This is a genomic window from Aeromonas sp. FDAARGOS 1419, from assembly GCF_019047045.1.
In the GTDB taxonomy this organism is placed as follows: domain Bacteria; phylum Pseudomonadota; class Gammaproteobacteria; order Enterobacterales; family Aeromonadaceae; genus Aeromonas; species Aeromonas veronii.
In genome coordinates this window covers 584,446-609,828 of the sequence record NZ_CP077209.1, presented here as the reverse complement: position 1 = coordinate 609,828, position 25,383 = coordinate 584,446, and the positions used below count along the sequence as shown (strand labels likewise).

Annotated in this window: 24 protein-coding genes and 1 other RNA gene; 12 read left to right on the top strand and 13 right to left on the bottom strand. The window is 55.1% G+C overall.

All coding sequences use genetic code 11. The features are described 5' to 3' along the window. Positions 1-135: 135 nt before the first annotated feature. Both gcvH and gcvT read right to left on the bottom strand, forming a co-directional pair. The gene (gcvH, locus tag I6L49_RS02650) at positions 136-525 is read right to left on the bottom strand and encodes a glycine cleavage system protein GcvH (protein WP_216950551.1); all 390 of its coding nucleotides are present in this window, start codon (positions 523-525) and stop codon (positions 136-138) included. Between the two features lie 89 nt (positions 526-614). Then, positions 615-1,712, bottom strand: coding sequence for a glycine cleavage system aminomethyltransferase GcvT (gene gcvT / locus I6L49_RS02645; RefSeq protein WP_216950550.1), 1,098 nt, complete (start codon positions 1,710-1,712; stop codon positions 615-617). Here gcvT and I6L49_RS02640 point away from each other — a divergent pair. Beyond that, complete coding sequence (locus tag I6L49_RS02640) at positions 1,689-1,916, top strand: hypothetical protein (protein ID WP_216950549.1); 228 nt, start codon at positions 1,689-1,691, stop codon at positions 1,914-1,916. The two genes, gcvT and I6L49_RS02640, sit on opposite strands and share 24 nt — an antisense overlap. Positions 1,917-2,128: 212 nt before the next feature. Here I6L49_RS02640 and I6L49_RS02635 read toward each other — a convergent pair whose 3' ends face one another. The 3 genes from I6L49_RS02635 to I6L49_RS02625 form a co-directional block, all read right to left on the bottom strand. Then, positions 2,129-3,397: an FAD-dependent 2-octaprenylphenol hydroxylase gene (locus I6L49_RS02635; protein ID WP_216951575.1), complete on the bottom strand. Its 1,269-nt coding sequence runs from the start codon at positions 3,395-3,397 to the stop codon at positions 2,129-2,131. A gap of 136 nt (positions 3,398-3,533) precedes the next feature. Beyond that, on the bottom strand, positions 3,534-4,757 hold the full coding sequence (gene ubiH, locus I6L49_RS02630) for a 2-octaprenyl-6-methoxyphenyl hydroxylase (RefSeq protein WP_216950548.1): 1,224 nt from the start codon (positions 4,755-4,757) through the stop codon (positions 3,534-3,536). Between the two features lie 177 nt (positions 4,758-4,934). Then, entirely contained in the window at positions 4,935-5,504 is a 570-nt protein-coding gene (locus tag I6L49_RS02625; protein WP_005346580.1) for a UPF0149 family protein, read from the bottom strand. 173 nt (positions 5,505-5,677) lie between these two features. On the opposite strand from I6L49_RS02625, the gene zapA reads away from it, so the two are divergent. Further along, a complete protein-coding gene (gene zapA / locus I6L49_RS02620) occupies positions 5,678-6,010 on the top strand; it encodes a cell division protein ZapA (protein WP_005333910.1) in 333 nt (110 codons plus the stop codon). A gap of 16 nt (positions 6,011-6,026) precedes the next feature. Next, positions 6,027-6,208, top strand: a non-coding RNA gene (ssrS, locus tag I6L49_RS02615) — 6S RNA. A 193-nt stretch (positions 6,209-6,401) separates the two neighbouring features. On the opposite strand, the gene emrD is transcribed toward ssrS, so the two are convergent. The 3 genes from emrD to I6L49_RS02600 form a co-directional block, all read right to left on the bottom strand. Next, positions 6,402-7,598, bottom strand: a complete 1,197-nt coding sequence (gene emrD, locus I6L49_RS02610; RefSeq protein WP_216950547.1) for a multidrug efflux MFS transporter EmrD — start codon at positions 7,596-7,598, stop codon at positions 6,402-6,404. 261 nt (positions 7,599-7,859) lie between these two features. Then, positions 7,860-8,522 carry a glutathione S-transferase family protein gene (locus I6L49_RS02605; RefSeq protein ID WP_005333923.1) on the bottom strand — a complete coding sequence of 221 codons (663 nt, stop codon included), beginning with the start codon at positions 8,520-8,522 and terminating at the stop codon, positions 7,860-7,862. A gap of 168 nt (positions 8,523-8,690) precedes the next feature. Beyond that, complete coding sequence (locus I6L49_RS02600; protein WP_005352991.1) at positions 8,691-9,146, bottom strand: hypothetical protein; 456 nt, start codon at positions 9,144-9,146, stop codon at positions 8,691-8,693. A gap of 199 nt (positions 9,147-9,345) precedes the next feature. On the opposite strand from I6L49_RS02600, the gene suhB reads away from it, so the two are divergent. Then, complete coding sequence (gene suhB / locus I6L49_RS02595; RefSeq protein ID WP_005352992.1) at positions 9,346-10,149, top strand: inositol-1-monophosphatase; 804 nt, start codon at positions 9,346-9,348, stop codon at positions 10,147-10,149. A 404-nt stretch (positions 10,150-10,553) separates the two neighbouring features. Here the strand turns inward: suhB and I6L49_RS02590 are convergent, their stop codons facing one another. Further along, entirely contained in the window at positions 10,554-12,185 is a 1,632-nt protein-coding gene (locus tag I6L49_RS02590; protein WP_216950546.1) for a methyl-accepting chemotaxis protein, read from the bottom strand. A gap of 387 nt (positions 12,186-12,572) precedes the next feature. Between I6L49_RS02590 and I6L49_RS02585 the strand changes: the two genes are divergently transcribed. The 8 genes from I6L49_RS02585 (at position 12,573) to asnB (ending at position 21,432) form a co-directional block, all read left to right on the top strand. Further along, on the top strand, positions 12,573-13,505 hold the full coding sequence (locus I6L49_RS02585; protein ID WP_019446013.1) for a ZIP family metal transporter: 933 nt from the start codon (positions 12,573-12,575) through the stop codon (positions 13,503-13,505). Between the two features lie 168 nt (positions 13,506-13,673). Next, on the top strand, positions 13,674-14,366 hold the full coding sequence (gene mtnN / locus I6L49_RS02580) for a 5'-methylthioadenosine/S-adenosylhomocysteine nucleosidase (RefSeq protein WP_216950545.1): 693 nt from the start codon (positions 13,674-13,676) through the stop codon (positions 14,364-14,366). Beyond that, positions 14,363-15,325 (top strand): cobalamin biosynthesis protein, encoded by a 963-nt coding sequence (locus tag I6L49_RS02575; RefSeq protein ID WP_216950544.1) that lies wholly within the window; start codon positions 14,363-14,365, stop codon positions 15,323-15,325. Before mtnN ends, I6L49_RS02575 begins: the two co-directional genes overlap by 4 nt. Continuing rightward, positions 15,318-16,163 (top strand): cobalamin-binding protein, encoded by an 846-nt coding sequence (locus I6L49_RS02570; protein WP_216950543.1) that lies wholly within the window; start codon positions 15,318-15,320, stop codon positions 16,161-16,163. Before I6L49_RS02575 ends, I6L49_RS02570 begins: the two co-directional genes overlap by 8 nt. A gap of 159 nt (positions 16,164-16,322) precedes the next feature. After that, positions 16,323-17,327, top strand: coding sequence for a UDP-N-acetylglucosamine 4,6-dehydratase (inverting) (pseB, locus tag I6L49_RS02565; RefSeq protein ID WP_216950542.1), 1,005 nt, complete (start codon positions 16,323-16,325; stop codon positions 17,325-17,327). Then, complete coding sequence (pseC, locus tag I6L49_RS02560; RefSeq protein WP_216950541.1) at positions 17,324-18,457, top strand: UDP-4-amino-4,6-dideoxy-N-acetyl-beta-L-altrosamine transaminase; 1,134 nt, start codon at positions 17,324-17,326, stop codon at positions 18,455-18,457. Before pseB ends, pseC begins: the two co-directional genes overlap by 4 nt. A 21-nt stretch (positions 18,458-18,478) precedes the next feature. Further along, positions 18,479-19,402 (top strand): class I SAM-dependent methyltransferase, encoded by a 924-nt coding sequence (locus I6L49_RS02555; RefSeq protein ID WP_216950540.1) that lies wholly within the window; start codon positions 18,479-18,481, stop codon positions 19,400-19,402. Between the two features lie 41 nt (positions 19,403-19,443). After that, a complete protein-coding gene (gene asnB, locus I6L49_RS02550; RefSeq protein ID WP_216950539.1) occupies positions 19,444-21,432 on the top strand; it encodes an asparagine synthase (glutamine-hydrolyzing) in 1,989 nt (662 codons plus the stop codon). A gap of 72 nt (positions 21,433-21,504) precedes the next feature. Here asnB and rffA read toward each other — a convergent pair whose 3' ends face one another. From rffA to I6L49_RS02530, 4 genes are all read right to left on the bottom strand, one after another. Beyond that, positions 21,505-22,638 (bottom strand): dTDP-4-amino-4,6-dideoxygalactose transaminase, encoded by a 1,134-nt coding sequence (gene rffA, locus I6L49_RS02545; RefSeq protein ID WP_216950538.1) that lies wholly within the window; start codon positions 22,636-22,638, stop codon positions 21,505-21,507. A gap of 91 nt (positions 22,639-22,729) precedes the next feature. Then, positions 22,730-23,431: a hypothetical protein gene (locus tag I6L49_RS02540; protein ID WP_216950537.1), complete on the bottom strand. Its 702-nt coding sequence runs from the start codon at positions 23,429-23,431 to the stop codon at positions 22,730-22,732. Between the two features lie 88 nt (positions 23,432-23,519). Next, the gene (locus I6L49_RS02535; protein ID WP_080630533.1) at positions 23,520-24,299 is read right to left on the bottom strand and encodes a TylF/MycF/NovP-related O-methyltransferase; all 780 of its coding nucleotides are present in this window, start codon (positions 24,297-24,299) and stop codon (positions 23,520-23,522) included. Between the two features lie 11 nt (positions 24,300-24,310). Next, a complete protein-coding gene (locus I6L49_RS02530) occupies positions 24,311-25,321 on the bottom strand; it encodes a TDP-N-acetylfucosamine:lipid II N-acetylfucosaminyltransferase (RefSeq protein ID WP_216950536.1) in 1,011 nt (336 codons plus the stop codon). Positions 25,322-25,383: the final 62 nt, after the last annotated feature.

Sequence of the window (25,383 nt, the reverse complement as noted above, 5' to 3'; positions counted from 1 at the left end):
AACCGGCCTGTTTGCCCCTAGGCTCCCAGGCTGGCAAACGGCAGGCGCGGACGACTTCACCCTTCCACCGGCCGGTGCTTGCCCGGCTGGCGGTCATACAAAGGGGCCCTGCTGTGTTGGCAGGGCCCGGGGGCATTACTCTTCGTCCACCACGTTCTGGTAGCCTTCGGCATCCAGCAGGTTGGCCAGCTCGCTCTCGTCATCGAGCTTGATGCGGAACAGCCAGCCAGCGCTGTAGGGGTCGGAGTTGACCAGCTCGGGGCTCCCTTCCAGCTCTTCGTTAACGGCAATGATCTCGCCGCTCACCGGGCTGTAGATGTCGGAGGCCGCCTTGACCGACTCGGCCACGGCGCAGTCGTCACCGGCACTGACCTGCTTGCCCACTTCCGGCAGCTCGACAAACACCATGTCACCCAGCAGCTCCTGGGCGTGCTCGGTGATGCCGACCACGGCCTCACCGTTGCCTTCGACACGGATCCACTCGTGGGAAGTGGCATATTTCAGTTCGCTCGGGATATGGCTCATCTCTGTTTCCTTTGATCTTTGAGTCGGGTTGAAACGCTCATTGCTAAATCGGGCAGGCGGACGTCTGCCCGCCTGCAAATGTAAGAGGGTTATGCCAGCTTCTGGCCATTACGGACGAAAGCGGGCTTGGTGACCTTCACCGTGACCAGCTTTTTGCGGATCTCCACCTCGGCCTGCTCGCCGATATCGCGAGGCACCCGCGCCAGCGCGATGCTGTAGCCAAGGGTGGGCGAGAAGGAGCCGGAGGTGATCACACCTTCCCGCTTCTCACCGTTTGCCGCAGTGAAGGTGACCGGCATGCCGGCACGCAGCACCCCTTTCTCCTCCATCACCAGCCCCACCAGCTTGGGCTGGTTGCCCGCCGCTTTCTGGGCTTCCAGCGCAGCGCGGCCGATAAAGTTGCGATCGCTCGGCTCCCAGGCGATGGTCCAGGCCATGTTGGCGGCCAGCGGAGAGATTGACTCGTCCATATCCTGACCGTAGAGGTTCATGCCCGCTTCGAGGCGCAGGGTATCGCGGGCACCGAGACCACACGGGGCGACGCCGTTATCCAGCAGTGCCTGCCACAGCTCGCAGGCTTTCTCTTGCGGCACCACGATTTCATAACCATCCTCGCCGGTGTAACCGGTGGTGGCGATAAAGAGATCGCCAGCCTGCACGCCGAAGAAGGGCTTCATCCCCACCACGGCGGTGCGCTGGGCTGAGCTCAGCACGGTAGCCACCTTGAGCTTGGCGTTAGGCCCCTGCACCGCGATCATTGCAAGCTCGGGACGCTCGGTCACGGTGACATCAAAGTCGATGGCGTGATGGCGGATCCAGGCCAGGTCCTTCTCGCGGGTAGCAGAGTTGACTACCAGTCGGTAGAAGGTATCGGTCAGGTAATAAGTGATGAGGTCATCGATCACCCCGCCTTCCGGGTTGAGCATGCCGCTGTAGAGGGCCTTGCCGGAGACGGTGAGTTTGGCCACGTCGTTGGCCAGCAGATGTTGCAGAAAGGCTTTGACCCGTTCGCCGGTCAAATCGACGATGGTCATGTGGGAGACATCGAACATACCGGCATCGCTGCGCACCGCGTGGTGCTCTTCCAGCTGGGAGCCGTAGTTGATGGGCATTTCCCAACCGTGGAAGTCCACCATCTTGGCGCCGGCTTCCAGGTGTTTGGGATGCAGTACAGTAGTCTGGATCATCGCATTCTTTCCTTAGCAAAAAGCCTTTTCGCTTTGGCGACCACCCTTGCGACCCGCGCCACCGCTCTGACTGCAATACGTACAGCAAAAAGCGACCGGATCCAAAAGTGTGTGCTCGCTCCTGCCCTTGCCAGGCAAGAGGGATTCCTTGAACGGAGCGAATTATATGACAAGCAGGCGAGCGTGCCGCTCAAAAAAAACTAATCCCCTCCCGTAAAACTGACTCCAGACACTAAGATAAATGCAGTGATAAAAACAGCCATAAGCCGACTCAGGCGAGATTAAATTTTGATTTTTAACGTTTCGTCACAATTTGCAGAAAAACGTTTCGCTCCAGAGCAAAATTAAAGGCTGACACCCAAAACGGGTCATCAGCCTTGTCGGATTACTTTTGTTGTCAAAAACGGCGAGTAATATTAGTTTTTTTCACCCTTGGCCTGCATGGCACTGCCCTTGGTCGCCGCAACGACCCAGTCAGGACGGGCCAATGCGGGCAACTCTCCCTCCAGCCCCATGGCGGCGCGGATCACCCCCTCCTTGAAGGGCGTCAGCAGATTGGCCGCGCGCAATCCCACGCCCCGCACCAGCTTCTTGAGCGGGTTGGCCCCGCTGAACAGCCGTTTGAGCCCTTCCATCGCAGCCAGCATGCGAGCCGCCTCGCTCTTGCGCCAGCGCTCGTAGCTGCGCAGGTTGGCGAGCAGGCCGATATCCTCGCCCGCGGCATGATTTTGCAAGATCTGCTCCGCCAGCGCGGCAGCATCCAGCAGGCCAAGGTTGACCCCCTGCCCCGCCAGCGGGTGGATGGTGTGGGCGGCATCTCCCACCAGCACCAGCCGCTCGCGGGCAAAGTCGCGGGCATAGCGGGCGGTAAGAGGAATCGCGCTGCGCGGCCCCTCCACCTTACACAGACCTAGCCGGGCGTCGAAGGCGGCAGTCAGCTGGCGGTTGAACTGCTCGTCATCGCAGGTGCAGAGCGCCTCGGCGCGGGCCGCAGGCAGCGACCAGACGATGGAACAGAGGTTCTCCTGCCACAGCGGCAAAAAGGCGAGCGGGCCATCCGGGGTGAAGATCTGGCGAGCAACAGCTTCATGGGGTTCGGCGCAGCGCACCGTCGCCACCAGCGCGTGGTGGCCATAATCCCAGCTAGTGAGCGGGATATCGGCCTGACGGCGCACCCAGGAGTGGGCGCCATCGGCGGCTACCACCAGTTTGGCCGAGATAGCCTGACCATCTTCAAGGAGCAGCAGGGCGCCCGCCGGGCCGCTCTGCAGGCTATTGGCTCTGGCGGGGGTCAGCAACTGGATATTGCTGGCACCTTCAATCGCCTCAAGCAGCGCCAGCTGGATTACCCGATTCTCGACGATATGGCCGAGGTTGGCCTGACGCAGGCTGGCGGCATCGAAGTCGATATAGCCAAAACTGTCCTGCTCCCACACCGCCATCTTGTCGTAGGCCTGCAGGCGGCGCGCTTCAATGCCGTTCCAGGCGCCGACATGGCGCAGGATCTGCTGGCTGGCCAGACTCAGGGCGCTGACCCGATTATCGGCCACCTCCCCCAGCTGCGGGTCAGGCAGTTGCCCCTCCACCACCAGCACCTTGAGGGCGCTATGTTTCAAGGCCGCAGCAAGCCCCAGCCCCACCATGCCGCCACCGACAATCACCACATCCACATTTTGCATCTGCATCATCTCATCCTTTCAGGGCTGACCGGCTGGCCAGCGAGAGGACGCCCGCAGGCATCACCTCTTTATTCAATAGGTTTTGATCAACGAATGGCGGTCACCATCTTCCGGTCAACAGCTTCAGCTCAACAAGTGCTGGCTAGTTGCCGCACACATCAGCGACAAAGCCCAGGGTGCGCGAGGCAAGCGGCGCTTTGAGGCACGGGAATCGCCCCATCAGGGTGAGCGCCAGATTGCGCCCCGCCACCAGCGGATCGTGACCATTGGAGAAGAGCTGGGCCAGCGAAGAGGTGAGCCAGACGGTCTGCGCCTGATCGCGCTGACGCTGCTGCCAGTAACCGTTCAGCACCTTGAAGCTGCCGATATCCTCCCCCTCTGCCAACGCCTTGGCTACGGCGCCGGTAAGCAGGTCCAGATCCCGCATCCCGAGGTTGAAGCCCTGCCCGGCAATCGGGTGCAGGGCGTGGGCGGCATTACCGACCAGCACGGTGCGCTGGGCAAGCGGGTAGTCGCAGGCGGTCAGAATGAGCGGATAGACATTACGCACGCCACATCGCTCGAAGCGACCGAGCCGCCAGCCAAAGGCCTGCTGCAGACGGGCAAGAAACGCCACCTCATCGAGGGCAATCAGCTCATCCACCTCATGCTGCCCGACGCTCCATACCAGCGAGGAGAGCCCATCCTGCATTGGCAGCAGGGCCAGCGGCCCCCCTTCGGTAAAACGCTCGAAGGCGCGTCCCTCTGGGTCTTGCGCCGTTTTGACCGTGGCGATGATGGCGTGCTGCTCAAAGTCGTGGCGGGTCACCGGCAACTTGAAGTGCTGACGCACAAAGGAGTTGCCGCCGTCTGCCGCCACCAGCAGGCGGGTCTCAATCTGTTCACCGTCCTCAAGGGTGAGGGTCACCTTCTCCTCATCGGGCACAATCTCGCTCACCCGTGCCGGACAACAGACCCGGATATTGGGAGAGACCGCCATCGCCCGTTGCAGCTCATGACCGGCAGCTGCAAGCTCGATCACCTGGCCCAGCGCGGGCAGACCGTATTCAGCGGCCGACAGGCGAGCCTGACCGAAGTGGCCCCGATCCGAGACATGAATCTGGGTAATGGGAGCGCAATGGGGGGCAAACAGCGGCCAGAGTCCGCGTCGCAACAGCGCATCACAGGTACCGGCCGAGAGCGCAATGGCGCGGGCGTCGAAGCCTGAATGGGTGTGCTGTTCGGGGACGCTTGCCTCCAGCAGCAGGATCTCGAGGGGGGAGCCATCGGATCGAAGCAGGGCTGCCAGCGAGAGGGCCAGCACGGCGCCGCTCATTCCACCGCCGACCAGGGTGACATCGACCTGTCGCACATCAGATTGAGACATAAGCAGAGAGGAAGAAGTGAAAAAGGTGGCCTCATGCTATCACAAAGCCGCTGGCCGAATGCGAGGTCACCGGCAAAAAACCGGTTGCGCCTCACAGGGTTAGCCACCACAAGGGAATAAAAAAGAGCGCCATCAGGCGCTCTTACAGATTCAGTAAGGGTCGCGTTGACCCGCACCTCAATGAAGGGTCGGCGGCGCGCTCGGGGTATCGGGGCGCTTGCCAAACTCTTCGAAGGCCATCATGACCCCCAGCTTGACGTGTTCGTAGAGCACCAGGAAGGAGGCTTCGTTCTCGTCATCTTCCTGATCGAACTCGGCAGAGACCTGAGTGATGCTGGCGATATCCTGGATCATCTCCTGCAGCTCTTCCGACGCGCGAGAGAGCTCCTGCTGCACCACACCGAAACCGGCCAGAAACGCCTGTGACCAGTCCACCAGCGAATCGATGCGCTCATCAAGGGGAGCATCATCGCTTGGCAACAGCAGCTCGACGCCCTTCTGGGCCATCAGGCTCTCGACCACATTGTGATAAAGATCGGTCATCACCTGGCGCACCGGGGCCGGCAGGCCGAAACCGTCGTTCACCAGATCGTTGAAATGGGGCACCCAACTCTTGTCGTCCAGTGCCACACCGCCGCACACCAGACCGCAGATCACACCATGGGCCTCGACTGCACTGGCCATCAGCTCATGCTGCTCCATGATGTCGGCCACAGCCGCATATTTAAGGGGGTTTGTTTTGCTCATAGAGGATCCGCTCAAAGTTCAGGCAAATTTGCAGAATTAATGGTCAGGATCCTAGCATTCTCCCTCTTGCAGAGCCAGCAAGGCCTTGAAACTTATGCATCTGCGCTATATAGTCCCGCCCAGTTGTCCACGTGGATAAAGGCGGAAATCAGCTCCGCCGTATTGAGGAAGGCATGAGCACAGAGGCCGTAGAAATCGTCATTTTGGGACGTCCCTACAAGGTATCCTGTCCCTTGGGACAGCAGGATGCCCTGCGCCAGGCCGCCGAGCAGCTGACCGACAAGTTGATCGACCTGCGTCAACGTTCCAAAGTCTCCAGCAACGAGCAATTGGCTATCATGGCGGCGCTCAATTTCTGTCATGAGCTCTGCCTTGAAAAAGAGAAGAACCACCAATACTCTGAGACCATGGACAAGCGGATCAAGATGCTGCAGCGCACCATCGAAGCGGCCCTGATCGAGCACGGACAATATGGTGATTCCAGCGAAGAGGGGCAGCAGCCCTAATCGCAAACCGTTTTAAAATTCCCTGGGATGTTTGTCAGCCGGTTCAAGTCCCCGAGCCGATATTCATACCAAACAGGGGATCTGCCTTCTGGCTATTGCGCATGCTCGGCACGACCGAGAAGCCTGCGGTCAGATCCGATCCCCGCCTTGAACCGACGGTTCAAGGGCCCAAACCGGCAACGGCATCTCGGGGTACCAACAGCAAAAGCCCGTCACCAGCGTGACGGGCTTTTTCTTTGCCTGATGATCAACGAACTGTCCCGTCCTGAATATGGTTTACACCTTTCCCCCAATAAATGGAGAACCCGATGGGACAAGGTGTGAAACGGACACAGCCATAACGACAAAGCCCGCCAAAAGGCGGGCTTTGTTTTGCAACTGGCAAGCAAATTTAGATGGCCATCTGCTCGTGGGGGGAGCCATGGTGGCGTAACCAGACAAAGCTCAGCGCCACGATCAGCACCATCAGGGTCATGATGGCCCCCAGGGTCACCTGTCCAGTCATCGGGAAACCGGCGGCCAGCAGGGTCACCACGCCCGCCCCCAGATTCTGCATCCCGCCGAGAATGGCCCCCGCGGTGCCGGCCTGACCCGGGAAGGGCTCGATGGCACAGGAAGTGGCGGTCGGGTAGAGAATACCGCTACCGATGAAGTAGACAGCCGCACCACCAACCAGCGAGGCGGCACTCACCACCCCGAACAGCCCCGGCACCAGAATGATAAGCGACCCCAGAGCCAGAAAGGCGATGCCAAGACGCATCAGCTTGCCCTGAGTCAAACGGAAGCTCAGCTTGGCAGAGAGCCAGGCCCCGAACAAATAGCCGGGCAGCGGCAGCACGAACAGCACGCTCACGGTACGGGCGCTCAGTTTCAGCACATCGCCCAGCAGCACACCGGCCGCAGCCTCGAACACTGCCAAACCGGCAAAGGTCGCCATCAGGCAGAGCAGGTTGCCCTGAAACTTGGGGTTGCCCAGCACATGACGATAGGCAGCACCGACGCGCAGTGGCTGACGGGCAGCAGCAGTCAGGGTCTCGCCAAACCAGGCCATGATCGCCAGGGTTGCTACGGCACCAAAACCGAACAGGAACCAGTAACCGGCGCGCCAGTTGAACAGCTCGGTCAGCCATCCCCCCAGCACCGGTGCCAGCAGCGGGGAGAAGATCACCCCCATGCTCACCAGACTGTTGGCGCGGTTGAGCTCGGCGCCGTTGTAGCGATCGCGCATCACGGTACGGCTCATGGCACCACCGGCACCGGTACCGAGCCCCTGAATAAAGCTACCCACCAGCAGGGCGGCAAAATGGGGGATGACCTGAATAATCAGGGTGCCCACCAGAAACACCATCATGCCGACGATCAGCACCGGGCGACGGCCGATGCGATCCGACAGCGGTCCGTAGACAAACTGGGAGAGGCCATAGGGGATCAGGTAGCAGGCCATCACTGCCTGCAGCTGGCCCGAGGCCACATTGAAGTCCCCCGCAATCATGGGAATGGAGGGGACATAGAGGGTCTGGGTCATCTGGCCCACAGCGACCATCAAAATGGTCAGTAAAAACAACGGATAAAAACTGTGCCGATCCATATCAGTCCCAAAAAATCGAAAAAAAGCTGCCGCCCTCTGGCACAAAATGGCCCAGAGGAATCTGATCACAGAGGCTGTGATGCAATCAAAAACAGTGTTGGAAACAGTATGCGGGGAGCCCGCCAGACCACCGCACAGGACGCTTGGTGGTATTGGGGCATCATAGTGATTCAGCTCACAGAAAACGAACGAATCTTTATAATCGGCTTGCCTTAGTTTTTCTAATATTACGGGGCAATACGCCCCGTCTGCGGTTCAAAATCAACGTGTTACCATCTGTTGTGCCTGCTTGATCAGCTCATCCGGCTGCTCTTTGCGCGGCGGTATGGTGATCCCCTTCTGGCAGGCAGGCTTCTCGGCCATCCGATCCATCCAGGCTTGCAGATGGGGTAACCCTTCGATGGAGATGCCGCTCCAGTCATAAATCCGCACCCAGGGCCAGGTGGCGATATCGGCGATGCTGTACTCGTCCGCCAGATATTCGTGATGAGCCAGATGGCTGTCGAGCACCTCGAACAGGCGGCGCCCCTCCTTCTGGTAGCGTTCGATGGCGGCGGGGATCTTCTCGGGGAAGTAGCGATAGAAGACATTGGCCTGTCCCATCATGGGCCCTACCCCGCCCATCTGGAACATCAACCACTGAATGGCCTGAGAGCGGCGTTTGGGATCCGCCGGCAACAGTTTGCCCGCCTTCTCCGCCAGATAGATAAGGATGGCCCCCGACTCGAATACGGCGAAATCGTCGTTATCCCGATCGACGATAGCCGGAATACGGCCATTTGGGTTGATGGCGAGAAACTCGGGCTTCTTCTGATCCAGTGCCGACAAATCGAGGGGAATGACCCGATAGGGTAATCCCAGCTCTTCCAGTGCAATGGCCACCTTGAAGCCATTGGGGGTTGCGGCGGTGTAAAAGTCGATCATGATTCACTCCTTGTTGGTCATAGCCAGATTGCACGGTTGGAACTGGGTGCAACACCATAGCCGCCTCATCTTGCAACAAGTGACCACCTCCAGACCATTAAAAAGCGGCGCACCGTAGGCCAAACAAGGCCACGGTGCGCCGCTGGTGCGCTCTGGCAATGGTAGATATTAGTTGATCACGGCGACCGGCTTGCGCTGGCGCAGCATGATCAGGCGGGAAAGCAGCGGGAAGTAGGACTCCAGCTTGCGCAATAGCACCCGGCTGCAGGCAGGCTCGGCCAGCTCCGACTCATCCAGCACGATGCCGTTTGAGACAAAATAGAAACGGGGGTCACGCACATCCGGTCCGCAGACCGTCAGCTCCTTGTCTCCCTTGCGGATCAACAGCGGCAAGACCGGCAAACCGATCGTCTCATCCTCTCCCCGGGCAAATCCGGCATCCTGCCAGGGCGCATCGCCGTCGATCAGCAGGATCGCCGCCTCCGTCTTGGCCGGTTGCCACTGGGCCAGGGGGGTCACGGTGATGTGGGCAAAGTGATCACCATACTCGGGTGATGACCGCAAGATGGCCAACAGTCCCTCGCTGGCCGCAGACACGTTCTGACTCACTAATGACAAATTCATGGTTCACATCCCTATGCTCATGACAGCCTGTATCCGGCTGCTGGGATAAGACTAGCGCAGATCTGGTCTATATTGGAGCCGTCAAATCTGGCAGTGGTAATCAATTGGTCGTAGGGGGATAACAGTTGCCATCGCACAAAATACTGGTATCATACCGCGTCCTTTTATCCCCCGTTCTTTAACATCCAGTGGTGAACCTATGCATCCGATGCTGAATATCGCCGTGCGCGCTGCGCGCAACGCCGGTCAAGTTGTAGTAAAAGCCTTCTCCCAGCCCGAGAACATTGAGGCTATCCAAAAAGGCAGCAATGACTTCGTGACCAACGTTGACCGTGAAGCCGAAGCGGCCATCATTCACACCATCAAAAAATCTTACCCTGAGCACAGCATTGTTGCTGAAGAGTCTGGTGAGATTGCCGGTACCAATCCGGACTACCAATGGATCATTGACCCACTGGATGGCACGACCAACCTTGTCAAAGGCATTCCGCACTTTGCCGTTTCCATCGCCCTGCGTGTGAAAGGCAAAACCGAACAAGCCGTTGTTTACGATCCCATCCGCGACGAACTGTTTACTGCTACCCGTGGTAGCGGCGCCCAGCTGAACGGCTACCGTATCCGTGTTGGCAAAGCCAAAGAGCTGGCTGGCACCGTACTGGCTACCGGTTTCCCCTACAAACAAAAGCACCACATCGAGTCCTACCTGAAAATGTTCCAGAGCATGTTCATTGAATGCGCCGACATCCGTCGCTCCGGCTCTGCCGCACTGGATCTGGCCTACGTGGCTGCCGGTCGCGTCGACGGTTTCTGGGAAATCGGCCTGAAACCTTGGGACACCGCTGCCGGTGAACTGCTGGCCAAAGAAGCTGGCGCCATCGTCACCGACTTCGTAGGTGGTCACAACTACGAAAACTCCGGCAACATCGTGGTTGCCAACCCGCGCGTCCTGAAAGAGATGCTCGGCAAGATCCGTGAAGAGTTGCCGGAGTCCCTGGCGAAATAAGCCAGCCTTCGAGCAGACAGATAACAAAACCGGCGCAAGCCGGTTTTGTTATTGCTGCGATATGCCCTGTTCGGGCATTCCAACCAACTGCTTATGCTCTTCTTCCCCGTAGCGCACACCCCAACCGCTCGCCCCGTTCCCCATCCCCAAAACCGTTCGTCGCCCTTCTCTCGTTAGCAAATACGCTTTAACCAACCTTCTTAAATATCACCGCGCACAGGCCGGAATAATCATCTGACCGCCCTGTTCGCCCTGACCTTCATCCTGTGATGAAGAGCCCCGACTATCTGGCCTCGTCCCCATCGCCAGATAAAAAACACCCGGCACATGGCCGGGTGTCCTGAGGGCATGTAAAGCGCCCCGACTTTTATGAATGAAGAGGCCGGCGTACGCCAGCCCCTTTATCAGGCGAGGCGGAAGCGACCGATGGTCTGCTTCAGACCCACCGCCAGCTGGCTCAGCTCCAGACAGGCGCGGGCAGTATGATCGGCGCCCAGAGCCACCTCGTTGGCGGACTCGTTGATCCGCTCGACGTTACGGCCCAGCTCGTCGGAGACCGCATCCTGCTCGCCGCAGGCGCTGGCAATCTGGATCGCCATGTCGGCAATCTGGGCGACCGCCTCTTCAATCTGCTGAATGCCGTTGCTGGTCTGCTCGCTCTGATCCACACACTGGCGGATCATCTCGCAGCTCTGGCCCGTCACCTCTTTCGCCTGATTGGCACGCGCCTGCAGGGTTTCGATGATGGCCACGATCTCGCCGGTCGAGGCCTGGGTACGACCCGCCAGGGTGCGCACCTCGTCGGCCACCACGGCAAAGCCACGGCCTTGCTCGCCAGCGCGGGCTGCTTCGATGGCCGCATTGAGGGCCAGCAGATTGGTCTGCTCGGCGATGCCGCGGATCACATCCACCACCACGTTGATCTGGGCAGATTCGCGCTCCAGCTCGGTCACCAGCGTGCCAGCCTGCTCAATCTCTTCAGCCACCCGGGTGATCGCCACCAGCGAACGCTGCACATCTTGGTTGCCTTTGCGGGCCAAGGTATTAGCTGCACTGGCAGACTCAGATGTATGCTCTGTATTGCCCGCCACATCAGCAACGGTCGCCTTCATCTGGGTCATGGCGGTCGCCACCAGCGAGATCTCCTGCTGCTGGCTCTGAATGCCCTTGGCGGACTGCTCGGAGACGGCGCTCACCTCGTCGATGGCGGTGCCAAGCTGGGTGACCGCAGCCACCACCTCTTCAATCAGACCACGCAGGTTGTCCTGCATCTTGAGAGAGGCTTTGGCCAGCATGCCCAGCTCGTCGCGGCCGATGTGCTGACGCTCCAGCTGATGGGTCAGATCGCCGGCGGCAATGGCGTTGGCCTGAGCCACTACGGCTTGCAGCGGCAGACAGATCTGACGGGTCAGGAACCAGGTCATCACCACCATGAACACCAGCAGGGCACCGATGCTCACCATGGCGAAGGTGGTCACCATGCTGACGCTGCCAAGCAGGCTGCCACGGTTCTCTTTGACGAAACCGAGGTTCACCTGGATCAGCGAGTTGACCGCCTGCTCCAGTGCCCCGAAAAGCGGGTTGGAAGCAAACAGCTGGGTTTTGGCCTGCTCGTGCTGGCCCTGCACCAGCAGCATATCAAACTCGTTTACCGAACGTTGATAAGTGAGCCACTGTTGTTTGGCCTGGTTAAACACCTGTCGCTCGTTGTCGGCACCCACAGTCGCCTCGTAGGCACGAAATGCCTCGTCAACCTTGCGAATATTCTCCTGAATGCGGCCACGACGGGCCTGCAAGTCGGCGGCATCATCCACCATCAGCAGGGCAAACTGGGCCCGACGTACATAAGAGACGTCGTAGAGCAGGGTTTCGACCGAGAGCACGCTCGGCAAAGTGGAGTCGGTAAAATTCAGCACCCGATCGCGCACGCCGCGCAATTCACTGGAGAGAAAAACACCGAAGACAACGTTGACTGCGGCAATAACCGCAAAAACCACGGCAATCTTTTTGCCGATGGAGAGATTCTTGTAAAACATGATTGGCTGTTGATCCTCAACTGCTGACAAGCAGGTAAACAGTAGCGATCACATCCGTATGAGCTGATCCCGGCCATTCCTGACGGGAGATGGAAGGTTGCGAAAGCGGGGGAAGGACGATTTCGCGAGGCGCGCACTCTATCACAATATCGCCTAATCCTTCACCATATTTCACCAAATGAATGCAAGCTGATTTCCTTCACAACCAGACATTTATCACAAAATATTTATAGCGACCAAATCATTTCAAATAGTTAACCGATAAATGCAATCGAGGCAGTGGCATGGACAAGGGGCCATCAACTCGTTGTAATGACCAACATGACCCGATGGCGGAGCACCATCCCCCTTCGTTGTAACAATTTGCTGTAACAAGAGGCCTTGTTTATGGATAACAGCTCGTATCTGCCTGCTTCAACCTGGTCTGCCCAGCTGCGTGAACAACTGCAGGCGCGGCCACTTACCGCCCTCGGTCTCTTTATCGCGCTGGCTGCCGTCTTGTTACTGCTGTTGCAGAGTCTCATCATGCTCGCTACCGGCGAGGTGACCAGCGGCGTGCGCTACGGCCTGATCGGTGGTGCCGCCGGGTTTGCCGCCACCGCCATCGGCGCCCTGCCCGCCCTGTTTCTGCGCTCGGTACCGCAAAAGGTAGAGGACACCATGCTGGGCTTTGCCGCCGGCATGATGCTGGCTGCCAGCGCCTTCTCCCTGCTGCTGCCGGGGCTGGAGGCCGCCGAGGGGATTACCGGCAACGGCTTTAGCGCCGCAGCCGTAGTGGTGGTCGGCATGACCCTCGGGGTGCTGTTGATGCTGGGACTTGATCAGTTCACCCCGCACGAACATGACAAAACCGGCCCCTGCGGCCCCGGCCACGAGAGCTGCTCCCGGGTCTGGCTGTTCGTCTTTGCCATCGCCCTGCACAACCTGCCGGAGGGGATGGCCATCGGGGTCAGCTTCTCGCAGGGGGACATGTCGGTGGGGCTGCCGCTCACCACCGCCATCGCACTGCAGGATATTCCCGAAGGACTGGCGGTGGCGCTGGCCATGTGCGCCGCCGGTTTTCGCCCCTCGGTGGCAGTGCTGGTCGCCATCGCCAGCGGCCTGCTCGAACCGGTTGGCGCCCTGCTCGGGGTGGGGCTCTCCAGCGGCCTTGCCATCGCCTACCCCATCGGACTTGGGCTCGCCGCCGGCGCCATGCTGTTTGTGGTCTCACACGAGGTGATCCCGGAGACCCACCGCAACGGTCACCAGACCTATGCCACCCTCGGTCTGATGGCAGGCTTTGCCCTGATGATGACCCTCGACACCGCGCTCGGCTAAAGGCCCTCTCCCCCCCTCATCAATGCTTTTTGTCACCTGCGGCGCTCCCATATGGAGCGCCGCGCTTCATCTCTCCTTTCGCTTGCGCCTCTCGGCGCCGACGACATCTTTTGTTATGATCTACAGCAACTTAAATTCAGCCACACGGCTATCAAGACGAGGTCAGCAATGAAAGTAGGTATTATCGGCGCCATGGAGCAAGAAGTAGCCCTGCTGCGCAGCCAGATGAGCAACCCCACCACCCTGCAACTGGGCGGCTGCGAGTTCTATCAAGGGATGCTGGCAGGCAAAGAGGTGATCCTGACCCGCTCCGGTATCGGTAAGGTTGCCGCCAGCGTGGCCACCAGCCTGCTGCTGGAAAAATTTGCCCCCGACTGCGTCATCAATACCGGCTCTGCGGGCGGCTTTGCCCAGGACCTGCACATCGGTGATGTGGTGATCGCCAGCGAGATGCGTTTCCACGATGTCGACGTGACCGCCTTTGGTTACGAGATGGGCCAGATGGCGCAGCAACCCGCCGCCTTCCCCTGCGACGAGAAGCTCATCGCGATCGCTCAGGATTGCATCGCCGAGCAGGGCAAACACCAGACCAAGGTCGGTCTTATCTGCACCGGCGATCAGTTCATGTGCAAACCGGACGCCATCGCCAAGGCTCGCGCCGACTTCCCGCAGATGCTGGCGGTCGAGATGGAAGGTGCCGCCATCGGTCAGGTGTGCCACATGTTCAAAGTGCCCTATCTGGTGGTACGCGCCATGTCCGATATCGCCGGCAAGGAACAGGTGGAATCCTTCGATGCCTTCATCGAAGTGGCCGGCAAGCACTCCGCCGAAGTGATCATCAAGATGCTCGGCAAGCTGTGATCGAGACCGACTCGCTTGATTTGATGGCCGACGCCCTCCTCTCGACGACGGCGGCCATTCTGGTGGGGGCTGCCCTGCTGGAGGCGGTGATCCCGTGGCCATCCCATCTGCGTCTTTCGGCCGTCACGCCCCTGCTGACCCGGCTGGGGCACAAGGTGCACAGACCCGATGGTTCACCCGGCCAGCAAATGCAGGCCGGCCTGCTGGCAATGCTGGTAGTCTGGCTCCCCTGCGCCGCCGGGCTCTGGTCGCTGCGCAATCTGGCATTGAGCGAACCGATCTTCGACCTGCTGTTCATGCTGCTGATGCTCGAATCCCGTCCACTGCGCGAACTCGCCCATGCCACTCACTCTCTCACCACGCAGGAGACACTGCCGCTGGCGAGATTGCAGGTGGCTCCCTGGCTCAAGCGGGAGACCAGTAAACTCTCGACCATGGGGCTCGCCAAAGCAGTGACGGAGAGCTGTGCCCTGCGTCTGGTCGGCCAATGGGCTGGCCCGCTGCTGGGATTTGCTCTGGCTGGCGTACAGGGTGCACTGCTCTGGCGGCTGACTCAGCTGATGAGCCAGGGCTGGAGCATGAAGGATCCCGCGTTTGGCTATTTTGGCCGAGCCGCCAGCGCCCTCTACCAGGGGCTCAATGCCCCCACCATCCTGCTGCTGGGGCTGCCACTCCTGTTGCCACGGCTCAAGCAGCCCACTCAACTGCTGCGAAGTGGTGCGATCTGGCCCTATCCCACCATCGGGATGCTGTTGACGCTACTTGCTGACAAGTGCCGGATCCTCCTTGGCGGCCCCCGCTACTATCAGGGAACCTTGCAACGCTGGCCGATACTTGGCAGCGGTGATGACCCCGACGGTGAGTCACCGCGCAAGGTGCTCAATATTCTGCAAGGAATTGGCTGGGGCTGGTTGATGCTGGCGCTGCTTGTCACTGTGGCGGGGTTATTTCATGGTTAGATGGTTGCGATTGCCTATCTGGCTGCCCTGCGTGTTGCTTGCCTGGTTGCCCGCTGCGCTGCAGGCAGCCACTCCGAGCCGGGTGGTGAGCGTGGTACCCCATCTTACCGAACTGCTTTACGACATCGGTGCCGGTGACAAGCTGGTCGCCATCGACGATGCCTCCGACTATCCCGCCGAGGTGAAAAACAAACCCAAGGTGGCCAATTATCGCAGCATCAACGTCGAGGCGCTGCTGGCGCAAAAGCCGGATCTCATTCTCGGCTGGCGCTCGGCTCAATCACGGATGCTGGCCCCGTTGGAGCAGCTGGGTATCCCGGTTTTCTACTCAGAGCCTACCGATTTTGCCTCGCTGGCCACCGAGATGCGGGCTCTCGGCAAATTGCTGGGAGTGGAAACGAGTGCCAACGAAGCCGCCGATCGCTATCTGGCACGCCTGCATTCCCTGCAACAGCGCTATGGCAGGCCAACCGGCGTCAAGGTGTTCTACCAGCTCTGGTACCCGCCGCTCACCAGCGTGAGCGGCAACGCCTGGCCTGCGCAGGCCATCGAACTCTGCGGCGGGATCAACATCATGGCGAATGCCAAGACCCCCTATCCTCAAGTTGACATGGAACAGGTGATCAGGGCCAACCCCACGCTGATCCTGGCCGGGAGTCAAGATCCTGACGCCCTGCGTCACTGGCGAAAGTGGCCAAATCTCGACGCGGTGCAGCATCAGCGACTCGATTTGATCAACTCGGATGAGCTGCACCGCTTCACCCCGAGAGCCCTCAATGCGGTGGAGCAGATTTGCCAAGCTATCCAGCTAAGCTCGCAAAGCATCAGCACATCTTGATACATCACTAATGATGAGGATCGACCTGAAGTGTTCTGGGTAGCAACCAAATCTTTAGAACTGTTTTTGTGTGAATGGATCACACTCTTTGCCAAAAAAACTGGTACTTTATTTGCTAGCATATGATTCATCTACTGTTTTTATGACGAGATGCCCACAATGTTCAACGATAAAACGCTACTGATCACAGGTGGCACCGGCTCGTTTGGCCAACGATTGGTCAAAACAGTACTGGAACGTTATAAACCCAAACGCCTTATCATTTATTCTCGCGACGAGCTGAAGCAGTTCGAGATGCAGCAAGAGTTCAACGACCCCTGCATGCGTTATTTCATTGGGGATGTCAGAGACGCCAACCGCCTTACCATGGCAATGCGCGGCGTGGATTACGTAGTTCATGCAGCCGCACTCAAGCAGGTTCCTGCCGCTGAATACAACCCCATGGAGTGCATTAAAACCAATATCCATGGTGCAGAGAACGTTATCCAGGCCGCTTTGCTCAATCAAGTCAAAAAAGTTATTGCCCTCTCCACTGACAAAGCCGCCAATCCAATCAATCTCTACGGCGCCACCAAACTGGCATCAGACAAGCTCTTCGTGGCAGCAAACAACATCGCGGGGCAGGACCCCACCCGTTTTGCCGTAGTTCGCTACGGTAACGTGGTCGGTTCTCGCGGCTCTGTCGTCCCCTTCTTCCAAAAGCTGATTGACCAGGGAGCAGATGCGTTACCCATCACCCATGAGGAGATGACGCGTTTCTGGATCACTTTGCAGCAAGGGGTGGATTTCGTGCTGGAAAATTTTGGGCGGATGAAGGGGGGGGAAATATTTGTTCCCAAGTTGCCATCCGTCCGAATTACGGAGCTCGCCAGTGCTATGGCCCCTCACCTGCCACACAAGATCATCGGCATTCGCCCGGGAGAGAAGCTCCATGAAGTGATGTGCCCTGCCGATGACTCTTATCACACCTTCGAGTTTGATGACTTCTTCGTGATTGGCCCAACCATCAACTTCAATAATCGCAACAACGACTTCTCCAAAACAGCTGCGGGCGAAAAAGGAAAAATGGTAGAGCAGGGCTTTGAATATAACTCTCGCAGCAACCCTCACTTTTTTACCATTGAACAGCTTTTGAAAATGAACCAAAAAGGGAGTGCAGAATGATCCCATATGGCCGCCAATCCATCAGCCAGGCAGATATCGATGCTGTCGTGGAAGTTCTCAAGTCCGACTTCCTGACTCAGGGGCCAGTCGTCCCCCGTTTCGAGCAAACAGTAGCTGATTACTGCGGAGCTAAATTTGGGGTGGCGGTCAATTCAGGTACTGCAGCACTCCATATCGCCTGTCTGGCGCTGGGCGTCGGCCACGGGGATTGGGTCTGGACATCGCCCATCAGCTTCGTTGCATCCGCCAACTGTGCTCTCTATTGCGGTGCACAAGTCGACTTCGTCGACATTGAGCCCGATACAGGGAACATGTGCGCAGTGGAGCTGGAGAGGAAACTGATTGCCGCCCAGGCGGAAGGAAAACTACCCAAAGTAGTAATACCGGTACACTTCGCCGGCCTCCCCTGCGACATGCAGGAGATCCACCGCCTGGGGCAAGAGTACGGTTTCCGGATCATCGAGGATGCCTGCCACGCCCTCGGTGCCCGTTATCATGGTGAGCCTACCGGCAATGGCCGCTATAGCGACATCACCATCTTCAGCTTCCACCCGGTGAAGATCATCACCACCGGCGAGGGTGGCATGGCGATGACCAACGACCCTGCGCTCGCCAAAACCATGCGCATGCTACGCAGCCACGGCATCACCCGCGAACCGGAAGACTTCATCAATGAACCGGACGGCCCCTGGTACTACGAGCAGCAGATGCTGGGCTTCAACTACCGCATGACGGATATTCAGGCAGCACTGGGATTGAGCCAGATGCAGAATCTGGAAAGCTGGATCGCCAAGCGAGGCGAGATTGCCCGTCGTTACTTTGAAACTTTGTCTCCTGAGCGTCTGCGCCGTTACTTCGGCGAAGAACGACGCAGCGCATTTCACCTGTATGTACATCATGTGGCACCCAAACAACGCTTTAACCTATTCCAGCTACTACGCGATCATGGGATTGGGGCCAACGTGCACTATATGCCAATCTACAAGCAGTCTTGGTATCAGCACAAACAGCAAACATCATTGCCGCAGGCTGAACAGTTCTATGCCAGTGCCATCACCTTGCCGCTTTTTCCAAGCTTGAGCTCTGCCCAGCAAGACCTCATTCACGCCCATTTGTTGTCAATGATCTGATCTCGATCCGCGGAGCGCCTTATGCAAATTCTGATCTACGGGACTTCGACCCAAGCACTTCATTTCTTACCGGCATTGGCATTGAACCATACGCTGCAGGGCTTTGTTGACAGTGATCCGGCCAAACAGGGCTCGCACTGGATGAACAAGCCGGTATATCACCCCAGTCAGCTTTCAGGCGTCCAATTCGACAAAATCTTGATCGCCAGCTCTTTTGTCAGCGAGATCAACCAGACGCTGGTAAGTTATGGAATCGAGCCGGGCACCCCCGTCGTAGAGTGTGACGAGATACTGCAGACCAGTCGCGAATATGAGAATGCCCTGCAAGCAGAGCGTTCCAAACGCGAGGATATGCTGCCGAAGATCCCCCTGCTGCAGCAGCATATCGAGGGCACAACCTTGTTGACCAATCGATTGGCTCTGCTCGAGAAGTTACCCACCCAGGGCGTCGTAGCCGAACTGGGCGTGGCGGCGGGTGATTTTAGTCGCCAGATCATGGATATCTGTGCTCCGGCGCAGCTACATCTGGTGGACATATGGGGTTCGGATCGCTACGGCGAAGAGTTGTACCTGAGTGTGAACAACCATTTTCAGCAGCAACGACAGCGCGGAGAGGTAACCATTCACCGCAAACCTTCGCTGGAGGCACTGGAGAGTTTCCCGGATCAGACCTTCGATTGGGTATATATCGATACCACCCACAGTTATGAATTAACCCGAGATGAGCTCCGAGCCTGTGCCAGAAAAGTAAAATCAACCGGCATTATTGCTGGACATGACTATATGCAGGGCAATTGGCGCACTCAATATCGCTATGGCGTCATCGAAGCGGTGCATGAGTTTTGTGTGGAATATAACTACCGAGTGCTTTATTTGACGATGGATATCGCTGAGTGTCTGAGTTTTGCATTGATTAAGAATAACGATGACGGATTAGCACAATAATACCTGTCCGGGCGGTCGTATTCTGCCTGACGTGTCGTTTAGTGATTGTTGAACGCATCAGGCTCGATAACCTCACAGGATCGTGCGAGCCTACGAACCACAGCCAAGGGTATTTCAGGGATGCTTTTAAAAAAGCAGACGTAACGGAATCAGGCGGAAATCATATGTGTGGAATTTACTGCAAACTCTATAAATCAGAAGATGTTCAGCCAAATACGCGTTATGAAGATAAAACGACGTTATTAAAGCACCGAGGCCCGGATTGCCAGCAAGTCGTCTATCGAAAAAATGTCGTAATGGGACACACCAGACTCGCCATCCTCGATACACGTAACGCCGCGGCACAACCCTATAAAAATGACCGCGCCATGCTGGTTTTTAATGGCGAAATTTATAATTACAGGGAATTAGCCACACAATATCTTACAGATATCGAATTGCAAACCACCTCTGATACCGAGGTGTTGTTTGAGCTGCTAAATAGAATGGGAACCAGCGCGATTGCCAAACTGGATGGTATGTTTGCGTTTGCATATATGAATTTTGTAACGCAAGAACTGATTGTCGCTCGCGATATCAGTGGAATTAAACCGCTGTATTATATCGAAACCGACGATGCCATCGAAATTGCTTCCGAAATCAAAAGCCTTGATTATGTAATCTCGCGGGAAAAATTAAAAGATCAAATCCGGGTAGGAGCGTTTCAAGATAGCAACCTGCCGTATCAGAATGTCACGCACCTCGAGGGCGGTACCCAGCTCACTTATTCATGCCACCAAGCCAAGTCTCAATTAAGTACCTTTGCTAATCCATTATTTTTTATCGATAACAGTGTCTTTCAACGGCGCAAAACGCAATCCCTTTCCAGCCTTGTGGATGAGCTGGAAATGCTGGTGGTCAACAATGTGAAGTCCCATCTGGTCAGCGATGCGCCGCTGGCTACCCTCTGTAGCGGCGGAGTGGACTCTAGCCTGATCTCCGCCATTGCATCCCAAGCGGTGCCACTCGACCTCTATCATGCCGGCGTGGATGGCGGCGGCGGGGAAGAAGAATATGCCGACATGGTATCCAAACATCTGGGCAAGAATATTATTTACGAAAAAATGACGGCCGAAAAATATTGGTCTGCTTTTCCATACCTAACCTATATTTCTGATTTACCCATTTATCATCCCAACGATGTCAGCCTGCACTGCATCGCCAGCAAAGCTCACTGCAATGGCATAAAGGTCATGTTATCGGGTGAAGGCGCAGATGAATTATTTGGCGGTTATTCGTGGCATCAACGCCAGATGAAGCAATATCGACTGGCCAGAATATTTGCTAGCAAAAAATCGCTGCTAACGCGGCTTTCAGGTGATTACGCGAAAACATTGCGCAATGGTTTCGAACAGTTCACGGTAGAGGACATAGCTAATTACATGCCGCTTGGCTTGGGATATTTTGATATGTCGAATGATCTGATGATGCGATCATTCTTATTCGAGAGCCAGGACTTTGCTAATTGGAAGCGGCTATCAGCAATACAGGAACAGTTCGACACATTGGCAACCACTGCGTTCGAAAAGCATATGTTGAGTGCGATCCATTTTAATTTTTATGGCCATCTCGGCAGTATATTACACCGCACAGATAGAATATTGATGGCTAACTCGATTGAAGGCCGAGTGCCATTTTTAACGAAAGAGATCATCGATTTTTCAATGAATTTACCACTCAACTTGAAAATTTATCGTCGTTTTCGTAAGGACGGCAAATACCTGCTAAAGAAACTGGCTGAGCGCTATTTACCCGAGAAGGTAATTTACCGCCCTAAGGCTGGCTTCCCGGTACCGATGCAAGAATATGTGCAGCCAATCGAGCGAATTTTTGAAAATGGCTATGTCATAGAGTTCACCGGCATGTCACTGCGCATGCTCAAAGAATTTTATAGCGCCAATCCCTATTTGAAATTCAGAATGCTGGCACTTGAGGTCTATGGGCGGATCTTTGTCCGGCATGAAGACTATCGCAATATTCATATAGAGTAGGCATATGACGTAATTATCACGGTTAAACCGATTGTGTTTAACCGTGATAATCAGCCTGAGCGTAGCAATATGCTAGCCATGGCTCGACAGGAAATTCACAATGCGTTCGCAGATAAAATCAACCTCATCATTCGATAAGTCAAAATACATGGGTAGTCGCACGATTGAGTCAGTAAACTTATCAGCATGCGGTAACGACCGGCCGTCGTGTTTATCCTGAAAATAGGGACTGCGATGCAAAGATTGATAATGGAAAACCGCTTTAATGTCCGCAAGGTCTAAATATTTAATTAACTGGCTGCGCTGTTGCAGACTGGCACAATCCAGATAAAACATATGGGCATTATTGGTGGCATAATCAGGAATCAATGGCAATCTGATACCGTATGCCGAGACCACAGGTGCCAGTGCTTGCCAATAGCGCTGCCATACTTCCAAGCGGCGTTTTTGAATCGCATCCAACTGCTCTAATTGTGCATACAAGTAAGCCGCAATGATATCGGACGGCAGGAACGAAGAGCCAATATCAACCCAGCCATACTTATCAACTTCGCCACGAAAGAATGAACTGCGGTTTGTGCCTTTCTCGCGAATTATTTCAGCACGATGTGCATATTGTTTATCGTTGATAACCAACAAACCACCTTCGCCGGAAATAATGTTCTTGGTCTCGTGGAACGAGAATGTTGATAAACAGCCGACACTGCCTAATGGCCGTGATTTATAAAATGAGTTGATGGCCTGTGCCGCATCCTCAACGACGGGGATATGATATTTTTCGGCGATCTGCATGATGGCATCCATATCACATGCCACCCCGGCATAATGCACGACTATGATGGCTCGTGTGCGCGGCGTAATCAGGGCTTCAATTTGCGCCGGATCAATATTTGGGTGATCGGCATAAGAATCAGCAAACACGATATTGGCGCCGCGCAGGACAAATGAATTCACAGTAGAAACAAAGGTATAGCTGGGCGCTATCACCTCATCGCCAGACTGGATGTTAAGCAGAATGGCTGCCATTTCCAAGGCATCGGTACAGGATGTCGTCAGCAACACCTTATCAAAGTGATAGCGGGACTCCAGATAATGGTGACATTTGTACGTAAACACACCATCGCCGGAAATTTTACCACTGGCCACCGACTCGGCAATATATACCAGCTCCCGACCATGTAGATAAGGCTTATTAAAAGGAATCATAGTGACCTGCCTTTGATGATGCATTTCTGCCGCTATCACAAGCCTAGCAAGCAAACGCCAAAATAACCTCGATAGACATCAATAATAATATCTAACCCGTGATCATTAAGTGATAACCGCACAATGCCCTATCAATATGAAATGGAAATGAGTTGTATAAATTTAAAACACCAACATTCGCAGCCGAGATCAGGGTGGTTATTTTCTGGATATCTCTGTGCTGGGCCAATTTAAAGGCCGCCTGCCACAGTGGAACCGATAGCATCGAATATTCAGCACAGGTGCCCGTCAATATCCAATCGAGATCATGACCATTCAGCGATGGCCGCTGAGCATGAAAGCCCACCGCTTTATCGCCATGTTTAGCCAAGAAAAGTTCGAATGGCGAGCAGGCTAATGCATCGATCCAGTTCGCCGTCCGCTGCTGAGCAGCCGTATAATCAACGCGCAAGTCTTCAAGCATTCTGCCGTGTTTGAAATCATCGCGCGCCATGGTTTTGATAAGTGCAATATCTTGCTGTGATTGCACTGGCACAAGGAGCAAACGGCTGCTTAGATCACGTGCAAATAAATGACGCTTTGGATTACGAAAAGACAATTCGTAGCTTAGCTCTGCATAATAAAAACCGGCGAGCTCAAGCAGGTGGCGCTTTTCTCGTACATGCTCCACTCTGGCCTGCACATATTCAAAACCTGCTTGCTTTATGAAGTCGATAGCTGAAGGTAGCAAAACATTAAAGCCAGAACAGTCCGGGCAACCGTCCACTATTTCACATGTTTTTTTAGCCAACACGGCATCATTCCAGGGAGTAGGTCTCACTTCAATAAAGTGCGACGGCTGACCCGGCATAATAAAGCACTGCGACCCCATCGCTGGTGACTTATTCCCCATAGACGGCCCAAGCACAATGGGATTGCAGAGGCGTTCTATACAAGCGCAAATTATTGAGTCCTAATACTTCGTCCAATGCGCGTGTTTCGCCAGGGAAAAACTCGCAATTCAATTCATCAAAGACCAGTAATGAACCACGTGTGAGACGGGGAATAATTTTTTCCAATACATCTCTAGTCGGCTTATAAAGATCCATATCGAAAATGGCCATGGAAATAATGGCATGCGGGTTATCTGCCAACCATTTATCAATGGTCACCGAGGCATCACCCTTAATCAGCCGATGTTTTACCAGATCATTCATCGGTGCAAAGCTTTCATGCAGTTTTAACAGCTGTGCTAGTTTATCTTCATATTCATCAGTCGACTTATAATCGCCAGCATTCGCATAGGCACCATCTTTTACATCTACCGATGGAAACCCTTCGAACGTATCGAACCCATGAATGACACGGCTTTGATTAAACGGCTCAAAGATGCTGCGCATATTAATCAGCAATGACATACCGGCGCCCCAGTGCACGCCAAATTCACAAATAACGCCTGGAACATCGACTATTTTTTTATACAACTCGGCATAATAAAGAACGCGTGCCACAGAATCGACTCGTAACGAAACCAGATTATGGCGATGCCACGCCTCACCAAATAATGGGGATAGTTCATGGACCAAGGTTTTCAATTGCTGAGTGTTGTTTGATTTTTCATTGGATGTATAAACCAATTCACCATCACGTGATTGCAGCGATAATTTATCATCATTGCGCATAGACACCTCTACTAACGATTAAAAATAGTGCGCCAGTCATTAATCAGCTGGGTATGGCTAAAATAGCGTTGAATGATTTTAGCATTCTGCGCGTTATAGCCTATATTTGCCAGCGCCACATCTATTTGAACGGTTGAAAAAAGTTCAACACCCAGCGCTTGCAAGAATTTTCTTGATGTTGTTTCGGAATGCATCGCCACCGGAATGCCGCGCCCCAATAGCGAAATCAAATTGCCCATACCATGCTGACGCCATGAAGGCATAATCGCCAAATCAATATTGTTCAAAAATAACTCGTAATGCTCTCGTGCCGAAAACTCAAGCAGTGGATTAAAGCGTTCCTTTAATTTAGCATGCCCGACGGCAACGACTTTTTTGATATAATCCGGGTTGGGAGGGTAAGCTAGCGGCGAAAAAATTGCGGCATTGTGAATGTTTGAAAAATATTCAATCCAGTAAATATGATTATTCTCTACCGCGCTGGAATGGCCAAGCAAGATATTTACAGTTTGAGGACTCTCCGCACGCTCACCACGCGGATCACACTCCGGTCCGCCGTAAATATTACTTGGATAACAGAAACAAAAAAAAGACTGCCCCCTTGCCTCATACTTCTGCCTGACCCATTCAATATCACCAGGAATAAAAGAAATTAAACCTGCGACCTCAGTAATCACCTTTTTATGATTATATGAATATTGATCATAATAGTAAAAATCCCCCCCCCACATGGTCCAGAAAGATTTGTCTAGCCAATCTTTATTTTGCACTAACAGATCATTCACTTTATCACGCCACAGGCCATGTAATATTATTTTGTCCGCGACATCAAAATAGGAAACCAGGGTTAAAAAGTCTTCATCTCGGTATAAAAATTCCACAGGATGGTACGGTTGCAGACCAAACTGATACTTGGGGCTGGTAATAAACACAAAGCGATGCTGACTCACATCAAAGTTCGCCATCATAAAATCAAGAAATGATGGCATAAATTTTTCCATGACCATGACATGTAAAATCATATTTACCTCTTTGTGCCATGACAACCATAGTCACACGGATTAAAATGAATAAAATATAAACC

Excerpts from the sequence above, each read along its gene's own strand:
- I6L49_RS02600 (WP_005352991.1), bottom strand. The coding sequence starts at position 9,146 with ATGAATTTGTCATTAGTGAGTCAGAACGTGTCTGCGGCCAGCGAGGGA.
- rffA (WP_216950538.1), bottom strand. The coding sequence starts at position 22,638 with ATGATTCCTTTTAATAAGCCTTATCTACATGGTCGGGAGCTGGTATAT.
- gcvT (WP_216950550.1), bottom strand. The coding sequence starts at position 1,712 with ATGATCCAGACTACTGTACTGCATCCCAAACACCTGGAAGCCGGCGCC.
- I6L49_RS02555 (WP_216950540.1), top strand. The coding sequence starts at position 18,479 with ATGCAAATTCTGATCTACGGGACTTCGACCCAAGCACTTCATTTCTTA.
- I6L49_RS02535 (WP_080630533.1), bottom strand. The coding sequence starts at position 24,299 with ATGCGCAATGATGATAAATTATCGCTGCAATCACGTGATGGTGAATTG.
- I6L49_RS02625 (WP_005346580.1), bottom strand. The coding sequence starts at position 5,504 with ATGAGCAAAACAAACCCCCTTAAATATGCGGCTGTGGCCGACATCATG.
- ubiH (WP_216950548.1), bottom strand. The coding sequence starts at position 4,757 with ATGTCTCAATCTGATGTGCGACAGGTCGATGTCACCCTGGTCGGCGGT.
- zapA (WP_005333910.1), top strand. The coding sequence starts at position 5,678 with ATGAGCACAGAGGCCGTAGAAATCGTCATTTTGGGACGTCCCTACAAG.
- suhB (WP_005352992.1), top strand. The coding sequence starts at position 9,346 with ATGCATCCGATGCTGAATATCGCCGTGCGCGCTGCGCGCAACGCCGGT.
- pseB (WP_216950542.1), top strand. The coding sequence starts at position 16,323 with ATGTTCAACGATAAAACGCTACTGATCACAGGTGGCACCGGCTCGTTT.
- I6L49_RS02570 (WP_216950543.1), top strand. The coding sequence starts at position 15,318 with ATGGTTAGATGGTTGCGATTGCCTATCTGGCTGCCCTGCGTGTTGCTT.
- I6L49_RS02585 (WP_019446013.1), top strand. The coding sequence starts at position 12,573 with ATGGATAACAGCTCGTATCTGCCTGCTTCAACCTGGTCTGCCCAGCTG.
- I6L49_RS02635 (WP_216951575.1), bottom strand. The coding sequence starts at position 3,397 with ATGCAGATGCAAAATGTGGATGTGGTGATTGTCGGTGGCGGCATGGTG.
- I6L49_RS02605 (WP_005333923.1), bottom strand. The coding sequence starts at position 8,522 with ATGATCGACTTTTACACCGCCGCAACCCCCAATGGCTTCAAGGTGGCC.
- I6L49_RS02640 (WP_216950549.1), top strand. The coding sequence starts at position 1,689 with ATGCAGTACAGTAGTCTGGATCATCGCATTCTTTCCTTAGCAAAAAGC.
- I6L49_RS02530 (WP_216950536.1), bottom strand. The coding sequence starts at position 25,321 with ATGATTTTACATGTCATGGTCATGGAAAAATTTATGCCATCATTTCTT.
- emrD (WP_216950547.1), bottom strand. The coding sequence starts at position 7,598 with ATGGATCGGCACAGTTTTTATCCGTTGTTTTTACTGACCATTTTGATG.
- pseC (WP_216950541.1), top strand. The coding sequence starts at position 17,324 with ATGATCCCATATGGCCGCCAATCCATCAGCCAGGCAGATATCGATGCT.
- gcvH (WP_216950551.1), bottom strand. The coding sequence starts at position 525 with ATGAGCCATATCCCGAGCGAACTGAAATATGCCACTTCCCACGAGTGG.
- I6L49_RS02590 (WP_216950546.1), bottom strand. The coding sequence starts at position 12,185 with ATGTTTTACAAGAATCTCTCCATCGGCAAAAAGATTGCCGTGGTTTTT.
- mtnN (WP_216950545.1), top strand. The coding sequence starts at position 13,674 with ATGAAAGTAGGTATTATCGGCGCCATGGAGCAAGAAGTAGCCCTGCTG.